General features: G+C 65.1%; 3 protein-coding genes. 2 read left to right on the forward strand and 1 reads right to left on the reverse strand.

Annotated elements, in window-relative coordinates; all coding sequences use genetic code 11:
- Positions 1-14: 14 nt before the first annotated feature.
- On the reverse strand, positions 15-10,604 hold the full coding sequence (locus FXN65_RS19205) for a retention module-containing protein (protein WP_151135368.1): 10,590 nt from the start codon (positions 10,602-10,604) through the stop codon (positions 15-17).
- A 466-nt stretch (positions 10,605-11,070) separates the two neighbouring features.
- On the opposite strand from FXN65_RS19205, the gene FXN65_RS19210 reads away from it, so the two are divergent.
- Both FXN65_RS19210 and FXN65_RS19215 read left to right on the forward strand, forming a co-directional pair.
- On the forward strand, positions 11,071-12,426 hold the full coding sequence (locus FXN65_RS19210; protein WP_151135370.1) for a TolC family outer membrane protein: 1,356 nt from the start codon (positions 11,071-11,073) through the stop codon (positions 12,424-12,426).
- Positions 12,427-12,447: 21 nt separating this feature from the next.
- The gene (locus FXN65_RS19215) at positions 12,448-14,607 is read left to right on the forward strand and encodes a type I secretion system permease/ATPase (RefSeq protein ID WP_151135372.1); all 2,160 of its coding nucleotides are present in this window, start codon (positions 12,448-12,450) and stop codon (positions 14,605-14,607) included.
- Positions 14,608-14,613 lie beyond the last annotated feature (6 nt).

The following is a 14,613-nucleotide window of genomic DNA, read 5'->3' on the forward strand; positions in this document are numbered from 1 at the left end:
GCCCGCGATGCGGATCAGGCATCGGCCTTCAATGAACCGTCATCGAGCATGTGGGTGATCACCGACGCCGTGTCGGCCGCACCGTAGGCTGCCTGCAGGTTCACCCCCTCCAACACGATAGTCTGTCCGGTGCCACCCGGATTGGCCGCCGTGTTGGTATCCACGGTGATGGTGGTGTTGGTACCGAAGGCCATGGTCAGGAAGTCGTCCAGGCTTCCCGCATTGCTGTGCTCGCCGGTAAGCAGTTGCGACAGGTCCAGTTTGTCCTGCCCCGGGGTGAAGCCGGTGATAGTGGTGGTACCGGTTTCACCGGCCAGCCACTTGAAGGTGTCGGCGCCGCCGCCCCCCGCCAGCTGGTCATTGCCGCCGTTACCCGCCAGCACGTTGTTGCCGCTGTTGCCGGTCAGCACGTCGTTGAAGTGCGAGCCGAGCAGGTTCTCCATGTCGATCAGGGTATCCAGCCCACCGCCGCCGGTGTTCTGCTGGCCAACCAGCGCGAGGTTCACCGTAACCCCGGCAGTGGCGTTGTCATAAGACGCCGTGTCGATCCCGGCCCCGCCGTTCAGCACATCGTTGCCCAGCCCGCCCTCCAGCACATCGTCCCCGCCCATGCCCGACAGATTGTCATTGCCGGTGGTGCCATGGATCACGTCAGCGGTCGCGGTGCCGACGAAGGTGGTCCCCGCCTCCATGGTCACGTGCAGGTTCTGGGTGGCCGTGGTATCGCCGTCGGCATCCTTCACCCCTACCTGGAAGTCCAGGTCGGCATCCAGGGTGTTCTTCTCGCTGGTGATGAAGCCGACATCCGAAACCTTGAGGACGTCGTTGTCGGTCGCCGAAGAGCCGAAGCCGGATACATCGTTCACGTTCGTGGCCCCGCCATTGCCAATCACGGAATTGAAGTTGATGGCCGAGGACGTGGTGATGCCTTCGACACTGGTGAGAATCTGGGCACCGTAGATCTGCCAGCTTTCTCCTTGGGCATTGAAGTCATTGTTCTCGATGACGATGGCGCCGTCGTTCTGGTCCAGCGTGATGCCATAGGCGGCCAGCGCCACGCTGTTGGTGGTCATGATGTCGTTGTTGCTCACCACCAGCGCCCGCGTGGTCTTGACCCCGCCCGTACCGATCAGCTTGAGCACCACCACTATGTCTTCGTTATTGACCCCGTCGAACTTCAGGAACATCCCCTCCGCACGGGCGCTCGGCTCGACGCCGACGTTGCCCTTGGGATTGGCGGTATAGAAGTTCAGGTCCAGGACCTCGCCCTTGCCCAGGGTGTCGCCACCCACGCCATTGGCCGTATTGCTCACGCTGACCCACGAAGGGTCCTGGCTGAACAGTTCGCCATTGGAGAAGATCGTGGGGTTGGTGGTGCCCGCCCGCAGGTTGTTGCTGCCTGTACCGTCGCCCGGTTCGGAATAGCTGGTGTACTGGACGTAGAAGTTGTTGGCCAGCTCGACTACCGACACCGCCGGTTGGGTGTTGTCCAGTTGCGTGCTGTTCAGCTCATAGCCATTGATGCTGAGCGAGGTGCTGGTCTTGAAGATGTTGAAGCCCTGGATGGGCTCGTCCAGCGACACCGTGTAGGTGCCATTGACCTTGTCGAACACCAGGGTGCCGTTGGCCTCCATCAAGGAGCCCGGGATCGACGGGTTGGGCGCGTACTTGAAGCTGATGTCGAAGGTCGCACTGGTGGCCGACTCGGACTGCCAGGTCACCGCGGTCGAGGAGATCGCCGTGCCGCCGACATTGCCGCTCAGGCTGATGCCACTGAAGTCCGAATCGGAAGCCGAGAACGGCCCGCTGCCACGGGTATCGGCGCCGGTGTCGTAGACGAAGGTCCCCGACCCGCCTGCCGGATTGCTGCCGTTGGAGTAGACGAGATTGGAGGCCGCGAGGATCACCGGCACATCGTCCTCCACCTGGATCAGCAGGTCGCCCGCCAGCGGCAGGTTGCCGCTGCCATTGCTGGCCTGCAGCGCCCCGGTCAGGTTCAGGGTGAGGAGCTGGTCATCGCCGCCAGCGCCACTGGGATGATCCAGCGCGCCCAGCAGGGTGAAGGTGTAGTTGCCGTTGCTTTCCACCTGCAGGGTGAAGACGGTATCGCTGCCCGCCGTGGCGACCAGGGTGTTGCCGACCCGCGCATAGGTGATCGCCACACCGTCGGACGTCAGCGAAGGCATTGCCTGCGGCACAGCAGCAATGCTGAACTGCGCGCCGGCCGGCGTGCCCACCAGCAGCTCGCCGAGGTTGCCGGTGACCACGGTGGTCTGGGCGTCGCCGTCGGTGATGCCGTCGGGAAGTTCGTCCTCGTCCACCTTGCCGACCACGGGCGAGGTGTCTTCGATCCGCACTGTCAGCGACGCGCTGGACGGGTCGCCGTCCTTGTCGATGATGTTGTAGGTGAAGCTTTCGCTGGTATCCGCGACCACGTTCTTCGGCGCAACGTAGGTCCAGGTTCCGTTGCTGAAGTCGAAGCTCAGTTTGCCGCCGTCGGGCGTGGCGATCGCATTCAACTGGTTGCCGGCGATGCTGCCGCCGGTGCTCAGGCTGATGCTGCCGCTGCCGTTCCAGGTGTAGGTGGTGGTGCCGATCTGGATGGACAGGATGCGGCCGGCGCCATCAGCACCGAAGGCGTCGTCATCGCCGCCGCCCACGGCATTGTCGCTGCCCAGCAGGACATTGCCGGAGACCACCCCGCCGACGATCTGGCTGGCCAGGGTTTCCACCAGATCCTCGAAGGCCGTCACCATGATCGGCGTACCGGAACCATCGAGATCCACTTCTTGCAGGCGCACGGTGTTGATGGCATTGCCCACGCCGATGGTGGTCACGTTGATGCCATTGCTGTCGACGAAGGTGTTCCACTGGCTCGATACGGCCGTCGTCAGGGAAGAATCGCCCGGACCATTCTGCTCGTTGGGGTTGCCGTCACTGATGAAGAAGACCTGGTTGCTCCAGTTCGACAGGGGCGCGTAAACCGCCATTGTCTGCTGGATGGCCGCGGTGAAGTCAGTCCCGTCGCTGAACGGGCGGGTGCCGCCCAGCGCAGGGTTGAGGCTGTCGATCAGGTTGGTGAAGTCGTTGACATCGGTCATCACCGGATAGGAAGTCGCGGTGCTGGAGAAGGCCACCACCTGGATGCGCACATCCCCGTCAGTGGTATTGAACAGCGTCTGCCCGGCATTGCGCACCGCATTCAGCATCGTGTTCAGCTCGGTGTTGTCGATGCTGCCGCTGAAGTCCAGGACGAAGACCACGTTGAAGTCCAGGCCACTGCCCTCCGCGACATCGGCCACATCGTTCATGGCCTGCGGCGTATCGTCGTCGACCTTGATGTTCAGGACGCCGTTGACGCTGTCGCCGTCCTTGTCGGTGACCTGGTAGGTCAGGGCGAACTGCTGGTCGTTCTCCTGCCCGCCGGCGTCATGCTGGATGGGTGCGAGCTGGGTGACGGTGTAGGCACCACTGGCACTGTCCAGGGTCACCTTGAGGACCGCCGTGGTGCCCTGCTTGACCAGCAGGTCGCTGCCGGATTTTTCGTAGACGAAGCCGCTGGGGTTGCCCGTGGTCAGCCACTGGACGCTGCCGGCGCCGTCCGCGCCAAAGCTGAAGCCGACATTGCCGGAAGTGTTCAGCGAGTCCGCATCATCGCCCGAGCCAGCCGCGATGCCGCCGGGCAATGCGTCGTCATCCAGTTGCACCAGGGCATTGCTGGTCACAGTCGGCGCGTCATCGCGGAAGCTGATGGCATTGCCGAGGTCGAGGATCGCGCTGTCCTTGTCGCCATCGCCATCGGTGATGGTGGCAGTCAGGGTGATGAGGTCGGCGGCGGACAGGCCAGCCACCTGGTCGGGGCCGCTATCGGGCGAGTGCACGATGGCGCGCATCTGCTCCAGGGTCACGCTGCCGTCGGATGCGACGCTCAGGCGGAAGGCCAGCTGACCGCTTACGCTCACACGTCCGACAATGTCCGAGCCCTCCTTGGACAACAGGATGCTGTTGCCCGTCGCGGTGTCCCGCAAGCCACTGTCCACAGCCGGCGACTTCACACCCAGGCTGTAGGTGATGGAGTTGCCGGCCGCCGCACCATCGGCGCCGAACACCGTGGTGAAGGCACCGGCAAAGCTGGTGCTGGCAGTGGTGCCGAGGGTGGTTTCGTCTACCTGCACGCCCAGTGCACCCAACCCTTTCACGCTGACATCGGGCACATCATCGACGATGTCGATGGTCAGGGAACCCGTGCCGGTGTTGCCGTTGGCGTCCGTCACCGTGAAGGTGAAGGCCTCGGTGAACTGCAAATTGTTGCCGTTGTCGCCCGGATTGACCTTGGGCGCGGACAGCAACGTGTAGGTGTACGAGCCGTTGCTGTTGACCACCAGCTGACCGTACTGGCCGTTGCCGGCCCCAGCTTGCAGGCTGAAGGTGTAGGGCCCGTTGCCGCCGCTGCCCAGCAGGGTGCCGCTGGCGAACTCGTCACTGCTCGACGGCGAGCTGCCGAAGCTCAGGGCCGCTTCACGTACATCCCCATCCGAGCCGGCCTGCACGCTACCCACCACGGTGTAGTTGGCGACGTTGATGGCCAGGGTCGTGGTGCTGAAGTCACCGTCGCCATCGACGATGGTGTAGGTGAAGGTGTCGACCGCCCCTGCCTGGCCCACGGTGTTCGGATGGCTGGTGTAGCTGTAGCTGCCATCGGCATGCAGCACCAGGGTGCCAAGGCCCGTATCGATCGGCGTATCCACGCCACCGGAAACATGGGTGGAGGTATCACCACCAGCGCGCACACCCACAACGCCGGTAGTCAGAGACGGGCGGCCGTCGGCCCCGAACACATCGGCGACCGAGCCCAGCCCATCGGTGCTGGTCACGTTGCCATTGACCGTGGCGCCCTCGCCGACCGATGCGCTGTCGGTCCTGGCAGTAGGCTCGTCGTCGACGATTTCGATGCGAACATTGTCCGACGCACTGGCCACGCCATCGTTGACGGTGATGAGGAAACCATCGGTTTCCACACCGAGGCCATCGGTGGTGGCTTCGGTCAGGGTGTAGCTGAAGCTGTAGGTGCCGTTGTCGTAGCCGGTAATTTTCACCGTACCGTGGTCAGCGGCAAAGCTCTGCCCCACCAGGCTGGCGAAGCCGCTGGTGGTCAGGTTGACGCTGAGGCTACCGACGCTCAGGGTCTTGAGGTTGGACAGGCCGTCCGAGTCGGCCACCGTGAAGCTGCCGGTCGTGACTGTGCTGCCGTCACCAGCGCTGGAGCCATCCGGCAGGCCCTGCTCGTAGACCTTGGCCATGGTGCCCTGGGCATCCGGCGTGCTGACCTCCACCGTGGGCGCATCGTTGCTGCCGATGATAGTGAGGGTCAGGGTCGAACTGTCGGGGTCGCCGTCGGCATCCTGCATGCTGTAGGCGTATTGCAGGCTCACCTGTTGGCCCGGGGCCAACGCTTCCACCGCAGCCGAACCATTGGCCAGGACAAAGCTGTAGCTGCCATTGGCGTTCAGGGTGACCAGGCCATAGGGAGTGTTCACCAACAGGCTGCCATTGTCGCCAGGAATCGCGCCGGCGATGCCGTTCCAGCTGGTAAAGGCCGTGGGCTGGTCGGCGCCACCCGCATCGTTGGTCAGCACATTGCCGGACAGGCTGCCGACAGCACCTCCCTCGACGATGCTGGCGGTGTCTGCGATGGCTTTCGGGGTGTCGTCATCGACATTGATGGTCAGGCTGCCCGTGGCGGTATCGCCGTCGGCATCCGTCACCTTGTAGGCGATGCTGAAACTCACGTCGTTTTCGTCCATGCCCGCCGAATGCAGGATCGGCCGGTTCTGGACGACGCTGTAGGCGCCGGTCGCCCAGTTCAGCGTCAGGGTGATGACCGTGAGTCCGCCCTGCTTGATCAGCAGGTTGTCGCCGTCCTTCTCGTAGCTGAAGCCGTTTGGCGCGCCCGTGGTGAGCAGGCTGATGGAGCCGGCCCCATCGGCACCGAAGCTGTGCCCCAGGGTACCGGTGAGGTTGGCGGTATCCGGCTGCACATCGCCCGTGCCGCCGGGGTTGCCGAAGGCCAGCGCGTCGTCGTCCAGCTGCACGGCGGCATTGACGCGAACTTCCGGCGAATCGTCATCCACCTTGATGTAGAGCGATCCGGCGGCGAAGTCGCCGTCGCGGTCGGTGATCTTGTACTCGACCTCGAAGCTCAGGTCGTTTTCGTCATCCCCATAGGGATGCATGACCGGCGCATTCTGGGTGACGGTGTAGGCACCGGTGAGCGCGTCCAGGGTGACGGTGATGACCGTCACGTCGCCCTGCTTGATCAGCAGGCCACCCTGGGTTTCCACATAGGTGAAGCCGGCGGGTGCGCCACTGCTCTGCAGTTCGATCGTGCCCGCACCGTCGGCGCCGAAGCTGTGGCCGATGATGCCGCTGGTGTTCTGGGTATCGGGCGTGACGTCGCCCTCGCCATACGGGTTGCCATAGGGCAAGGCATCGTCGTCGAGGCCGACCTTCACATAGGGGTCGATGCTGGGCGCGTCATCCCTGAAGCTGATGGCATTGCCCAGGTCCAGGGTCGCGCTGTCCTTGTCGCCATCGCCATCGGTGATGGTGGCGGTCAAGGTGACGAGGTCGGCGCTGGCCAGGCCGGACGCCTGGTCCGGTCCGGTGTTCGGGGTGTGGAAGATCGCCCGCGACTGCTCCAGGGTTACCGTACCGTCAGCCGCGACGCTCAGGCGGAAGGCCAGTTGTCCACCGCCAACCACACGCCCGACGATGTCGGCGCCCTCCTTGAACAGCAGGATGCTGTTGCCCGTCGCGGTGTCCCGCAGGCCACTGTCGGCCCCCGGCGACTTCACATCCAGGACGTAGGTGGTGGCATTGCTGGCAGCCGCGCCGTCGGCACCGAATACCTTGGTGAAGGCACCGGCGAAGCTGGTGCTGTCGGTGACGCCAAGGGTGGTTTCATCCACTTGCAGGTCGAGCCCTTGCAGGCCCTTCACGCTGACGTTCGGCACATCGTCGATGATGTCGATGGTCAGGGTGCCCACACCGGTGTTGCCGTTGGCGTCGGTCACCGTGAAGGTGAAGGTCTCGGTGAATTGCAGGTTGTTGCCGTTGTCGCCCGGATTGACCTTGGGCGCGGACAGCAACGTGTAGGTGTAAGAGCCGTTGCCGTTGACCACCAGCTGGCCGTATTGGCCGACGCCCGCGCCAGCCGCCAGGCTGAAGCTGTAGGGACCGTTGCCGCCGCTGGCTACCAGGATGCCGCTGGCGAACTCGTCGTTGCTGGCCGGCTCGGAGCCGATGCCGAGTGCGGCTTCGCGCACATCGTTGTCGGAGCCCGCCTGCACGCTGCCCACCACCGTGATGTTGGACAGGTCGATGGTCAGGGTCGTGGTGCTGAGGTCGCCGTCGCCATCGACGATGGTGTAGGTGAAAGTGTCGACCGCGCCGGCCTGGCCCAGGCTGTTGGCATGGCTGGTGTAGCTGTAGCTGCCGTCGGCATGCAGCACCAGGGTGCCCAGGCCGGTATCGATGGGCACATTCACACCGCCGGAAACATGGGTCGAGGTATCCCCACCGACACGCACACCCACGACGCCGGTAGTCGGCGACGGGCGACCATCGGCACCGAACACATCCGCCACGGAGCCGAACCCGGCGCCCGTGACCAGATTGCCGGTCACACTGCCGCCTTCGCTGACCGATGCACCATCCGCTTTCGCCTGCGGCAGATCGTCGACGATCTCGATGCTGACGTTGGCCGAGGCGTTGGCCAGGCCATCGCTTACCGACACCTGGAAGCCATCCGTCTCCAGACCGGCGGCATCGGTCGTGGCCGAGGTCAGGGTGTAGCTGAAGCTGTAGGTGCCGTCGCTGTAGCCGGTGATCAGCACCGTGCCGTGGGCAGTGGTGAAGCTCTGTCCCACCAGGCTGGCGAAGCCGCTGGTGGTCAGATCGACACTGAGGCTGCCGACACTCAGGGTCTTCAGGTTGGCCAGCCCGTCCGAGTCCGCGACGGTGAAGCTGCCGGTGGTCACGTTGCTGCCATCACCCGCGCTGCTGCCGCCCGCCAGGCCCTTCTCGAACACCTGGGCCAGGCTGCCGCCGGCGTTCGGGCTGCTGACTTCGACGGTGGGAATGTCGTTGCTGCCGGTGATGGTGAGGGTCAGGGTCGAACTGCTGGGATCGCCGTCGCCGTCCTGCATGGAATAGGCGTACTGCAGGGTGACCTGCTGGCCTTCGGTCAGGGCTTCCACGGCGGCCGAACCATTGGCCAGCACGAAGCTGTAGCTGCCATTGGCATTCAGGGTGACCACGCCATAGGCGGTGTTCACCAGCAGGCTGCCGTTGTCGCCGGGCACTGCACCGGCCACGCCGTTCCAACTGGTGAAGGCCTTGGGCTGGTCCGCGCCACCGACATCGTTGTCCAGCACATTGCCGGCCAGGCTCGACGGCACGCCATTCTCGGTCAGGCTGCCGCTGTCCGGATTGGCGGTGGGCAGATCGTCGACGATCTCGATGCTGACGTTGGCCGAGGCGTTGGCCAGGCCATCGCTAACCGACACCTGGAAGCCATCCGTCTCCAGACCGGCGGCATCGGTCGTGGCCGAGGTCAGGGTGTAGCTGAAGCTGTAGGTGCCGTCGCTGTAGCCGGTGATCAGCACCGTGCCGTGGGCAGTGGTGAAGCTCTGTCCCACCAGGCTGGCGAAGCCGCTGGTGGTCAGATCGACACTGAGGCTGCCGACACTCAGGGTCTTCAGGTTGGCCAGCCCGTCCGAGTCCGCGACGGTGAAGCTGCCGGTGGTCACGTTGCTGCCATCACCCGCGCTGCTGCCGCCCGCCAGGCCCTTCTCGAACACCTGGGCCAGGCTGCCGCCGGCGTTCGGGCTGCTGACTTCGACGGTGGGAATGTCGTTGCTGCCGGTGATGGTGAGGGTCAGGGTCGAACTGCTGGGATCGCCGTCGCCGTCCTGCATGGAATAGGCGTACTGCAGGGTGACCTGCTGGCCTTCGGTCAGGGCTTCCACCGCCGCCGAACCATTGGCCAGCACGAAGCTGTAGCTGCCGTCGGCGTTCAGGGTCACCACGCCATAGGGCGTGTTCACCAGCAGGCTGCCGTTGTCGCCGGGCACTGCACCGGCCACCCCATTCCAGCTGGTGAAGGCCTTCGCCTGGTCGGCGCCGCTCGCATCGTTGTTCAGCACATTGCCGGCCAGGCTCGACGGCTCGCCGTTCTCGGTCAGGCTGCCGCTGTCCGGCCTGGCGGTGGGTACGTCGTCGACGATTTCGATGCTGACGTTGGCGGAAACCGGAAGGCCCAGGCCGTCGCTCAGGCTGAGCAGGAAACCATCGCGCTCCTCACCGGACGCGAGGTCGGTAATGGACCGGGTCAAGGTGTAGCTGAAGCTGAAGGTACCGGTGGAGGCGTCGAACCCGGTGATCTGAACGGTTCCGAAAGCCGCTTCGAAGCCCCGCCCGATCAGGCTGCCCAGGGGGTGATTGGAGTCAATCTGCAGGTCCAGGCCACCAACGGCCAGGCTCTTCAGCTTGTCCAGGCCATCCGGGTCACGGATCGTGAAGGTGCCATGCACCACGTTGCTGCCATCGCCTTCACTCGAACCGCCGGGCAGGCCCCGCTCGAACACCTGGACCACCCCGCCGCCGGCATCCGGGAAATTGACTTCGATGGTCGGGACATCGTTCTGGCCAACGATGGTGATGATCAGGTTGGCGGAGCTCTGGTCACCATTGCTGTCCTGGATGCTGTAGCCGAAGCCGAGGTCGACCGTCTCCCCTGCCCCCAGCCCTTCCACCGCCGGCGTGCCATTGGCCAGTTGGAAGCTGTAGCTGCCGTTCGGGTTCAGGGTCACCACGCCATAGGGCGTGTTCACCAGCAGGCTGCCATTGGCGCCGCTGGTGGCGCCGGGCGCTTGCCAGGAAACGAAGGTCGTGGGCAGGTCCGGACCGCCGTCGTCGTTATCCAGGACGTTGCCCTGCACGCTTACGTCGCCCTCATCGATGCTCCGGGCATCGTCGCGGGCGACTGGCACACCATTCACTGGCACGGCTTCCGGTTCCGGGATGTCGGGGATGCCGACTTCCGGCTGCGGGAATTCCACGGCGAAGGAGATCGGGCCGGTGGGGAAGCCGATATCGGGATCGACACGGCCAGCGGTCTCGCCCAGCAGCACGAAGGAGTGGCCGCCGCCTGCGTTGCCGCCGCCGGCGCCGCCGCCGGGGCCGGCCGCAGTGGCTTCGGCGACCTTGGTCGGGTCCACGCCGGCCTCGATGGCGGCCTGCAGTTTCTCGACGTCGGTCAGGTCCTGCTGGCTGGGTGCGGCCGGTGTCTCGTCGGTGCCGGGCTGGCTGGCGTCAGGAATACCGGCCAGCAGTGCGTTGTTCAGCGGCATGCTGCTGTCGCGGCCCAGCACCAGCTCCTGCCCATTGGCCAGGGTGACCGCTACAGCGCCCTGGGCGCCGGTGACCAGTTGCTCGCCCGCGAACACCCGGTCGCCTTCGCTGAGCGGGCGGCGCGACCCATCGGCCGCGACCGCAAACACCTCGCCCACGACCTGCCGTACGACCCCGATTGATCCAGCCATGATTCCTTCCTCCCGCACCGCGTGCTGCCAGCCGGACAGCGCCGATCCCAGTCAATGAGGGTCACGGCACGTCCGAACCGAACTAGGGGTACGTGAAGAAGCATCCAGGGGGCGAAGAACGGCGCCATAAAAATACCGCAGTCAATAAAACGTCACACTCTCCGGCGCCGAACCACTACTCCGATTTCACCCCGCCCCTGTGTTTCCTGATTTGTGCCTGACCATGATGAGTACGCGCACGGGGGTCATGAGAGCCCCATGTCATGCGAACTGCTGGCAAAAAGATGTCTTGGAATTCCGACGAGTGCATAAGAATTTTTCCTGCTAATTCTTGTGAGGAATTCTTCTTAGCCATTTCGAAAGTTGTTCTTAGCTCTGATGTTACAAGCCTGAAACGGTTTGACAGGTTTTTTTGCCAGTTTTTTGGCGCCAGGAAGCCAAGAACCGAAATGGAGAACGACAGAAAATGCGCACACTCACCCCGCTGTGGTCAGGCATGTTCCTCGCCCTGACCGCCACGCAAATCCAGGCCATGACGCTCACGGACGCGATCCAGAGCACCCTGGACAAGCATCCCGAGCTCCTCTCCAGCGCGCAGAATCGACTGGTCGCCGATGAAGAGGTGAAAGTCGCCAAAGGCGGGTACCTACCGACCGTCGACCTGATAACCGGCGTAGGTCGGGAACAGACCGACAGCCCCACCACGCGCGAGCTCGGCGATCACAACAAGGAAACCCTGAATTACCGTGATGCCGAACTGCGCCTGCGGCAGATGCTGTTCGACGGTTTCAATACGCCCAACGAGGTGGCGCGTACCAAGGCCGTGGTCAACTCCCGTGCCTACTTCACCCTGGGCACCGCCGAGAGCCTGGCGCTACGCACCGTGGAGGTGTACCTGGACGTGCTCAAGCGCCGCGAGATGGTGGTGCTGGCCAGGAACAACCTGATGGCCCATGAGCGCATCCATGACCAGATCGGCCTTCGCAGCCAACGCGGCGTGGGCAGCACCGCCGACTTCGACCAGGCCGAGGCGCGCCTGGCCCTGGCCAAGAACAACCTCTACACCGAGGAAGTCAACCTGGCCGACGCCGAGGCCAACTTCTACAGCGCCGTGGGCATGCCGGCGGATGAACTGGTGACTCCGGGCACCATCAAGGGCGAGATGCCCGCCGATCTGCTCGCCGCGCGCCAGGGCGTGATGGACACCAATCCCCTGCTGAAATCGGCACAGGCCGACGTGCAGGCCGCAGAGCGCCAGTACGAATCCGCCAAGGCGCCTTTCTACCCGCGCCTGGATGCCGAACTGGCCACCACCGCCGACGACAACGTGCAGGGCGACGAGGGCCATAACAACACCTGGCGGGCCGGCGTGGTGATGAATTACAACCTCTTCAACGGCATGCGCGACAAGGCTCGCCTGCAGGCCGCCGCCCACCAGATCAACCAGTCCATGGACATTCGCAACAATGCCCTGCGGGTGCTCAACGAGAACCTCTCGTTGGCCTGGAACGCCATGGAAAACGCCCGCAAGCAGACACCCGAGGCGCGTGACTACGCCGACTATACCGCCCGTGTCCGCGAGGCCTACCAACAGCAGTTCGGCCTCGGCCAGCGCACCCTGCTGGACCTGCTGGACAGCGAGAACGAACTTTTCACCGCCAACCGCCGCTATGTGGAAGTGCGCTACACCGAAGAGTTCTCCATGTACCGGGTGATCTCGGCCATGGGCGACCTGCTGCGTCGCCAGAACGTCGTGGTCCCGGCCGAAGCCGTCGCCCTCAGTGAAGTGAAGAGCGAAGCCCGGCTGCCGGATATGCAGTAATCCAGATGGGCCTCCACCGCCATGACCACCATGGAACGGACTGACAGTCCCAGGGACCCACGACAGGGCCATGACGACCCGCTGCTCGACGGCCTGCTGATCCTCTGCCGCCTGCACGGCCGACCGGCCAGCCGCGCCAGCCTGAGCAGCGGCCTGCCGCTGCCGGGCCAGCGCCTGTCCCCGGAGCTGCTGCCCCGCGCGGCGGCTCGCGCCGGCCTGCAGGGCCGCCTGCTGCGTCGCGAACTTGCCGCCATCTCGCCGCTCAACCTGCCGCTGCTGCTGCTGCTCAAGGGTGGCCGCAGCGCGGTGCTGACGCGCTTCGACGGCAAGGGCCGGGCACTGATCCTGCCCTGCGAGGCCGACGGCGGCGAGCAGTGGGTGCCCACTGACATCCTCGCCCTGGAATACAGCGGCAGCGCGCTGTTCGCCCGCCCACGCCACGAGTTGGAGGAAGCCCACGCGCCGCTGGTACCAAGGGTCACGTCCTGGTTCCGCGACACCCTGCGGCTATCCCGCTGGCTCTATGCCGACGCCATGCTGGCGAGCCTGTTGATCAACCTGCTGGGCATGATGGTGCCGCTGTTCGTGATGCAGACCTACGACCGCGTGGTGCCCAACCAGGCCACCGCGACGCTCTGGGTCCTGGCCATCGGCCTGCTGCTCGGCACCGGCTTCGACCTGCTGCTGCGGGTACTGCGCGCCAACCTGCTGGACAGCGCCGGCAAGAAGACCGACGTGGTGCTCTCGGCCACACTCTTCGAACGCATCATCGGCATGTCGATCAAGGCACGGCCGGCCACCATCGGCGGCTTCGCCCAGAGCATCCACGACTTCCAGGGGCTGCGCGAATTCCTCACCGCGGTGACCCTCACCAGCCTGATCGACCTGCCCTTCTCGGTGCTGATGCTGCTGGTGATCGGCCTGCTCGGCGGGCCACTGGTGGCGATCCCGATCCTCGCGTTCCCGATCACCGCGATCTTCGCCTGGATCGTCCAGGCGCGCCTGCGCGATACCGTGCAGCGCAGCCTGGCCCTGGGTGCCGAACGCCAGGCGTTGCTGATCGAAACCCTCTCGGGCCTGGAAACCCTCAAGGCCTGCGGCGCCGAAAGCGAGCGCCAACATCGCTGGGAACACACCCACGGCGCCCTCACCCGCCTGGACAGCCATGCCCGCTTCCTCTCCGCCCTGGCCACCAACGGCACACTGTTCATGCAGCAGCTCGCCGGCCTGGCGGTAATCATCACCGGCGTCTACAGCATCATCGCCGGCAATCTCAGCGTCGGCGCCCTGGTGGCCTGCTACATGCTCAACAGCCGCGTGCTCGCACCGCTCGGACAGATCGCCGGGCTCATCACCCGCTACCAGCAGGCGCGGCTGACCATGAAATCCACCGACGCCCTGATGTCCCTGCCCCAGGAGCGCGAAGTCAGCCAGCAGCCGCTGGAACACCAGGCGCTCAAGGGCAACCTGGAAGTGCGCCAGGTGGAATTCCGCTATCCGGGCCAGAACATTCCGGCGCTGAACAAGGTCAGCCTGCGCGTGGCCGCCGGCGAGCGGATCGGCATCATCGGCCGCAGCGGCTCGGGCAAGAGCACCCTGGCGCGTCTGATCCTCGGCTTCTACACGCCGGACGAAGGCCAGTTGCTGCTGGACAACATCGACCTGCGGCAGACCGACATCGGTGACCTGCGCCAGCAGATCGGCTACGTCAGCCACGATCTGCCCCTGCTGGCCGGCAGCCTGCGCGACAACCTCACCCTTGGGGCGCGCTACGTCAGCGACGAACGCATGCTCGAAGTGGCCGAACTGACCGGCGTCGCCGACCTCGCCCGGCAACATCCGCAAGGCTACGACCGCCCCGTGGGCGAGCGCGGGCAGTTGCTCTCCAGCGGCCAGCGCCAGGCCGTGCTGCTGGCCCGCGCACTGCTGCTGGACCCGCCGCTGCTGGTGCTCGACGAACCCACCAGCGCCATGGACAACGCCAGCGAAGAGCAACTGCGCCAGCGCCTGGCGGTCTGGTCGGCGGGCAAGACGCTGATCCTCATCACCCATCGCAGCTCGATGCTGGCATTGGTGGATCGCCTGGTGGTGCTGGACAACGGCCAGGTCGTCGCCGACGGACCCAAGGACACCGTCATCGACGCCCTGCGCAAGGGCCGCATCGGTCAGGGCATCGCCTGAGGAGGC

Source organism: Pseudomonas lalkuanensis (genome assembly GCF_008807375.1).
GTDB classification, from domain to species: domain Bacteria; phylum Pseudomonadota; class Gammaproteobacteria; order Pseudomonadales; family Pseudomonadaceae; genus Metapseudomonas; species Metapseudomonas lalkuanensis.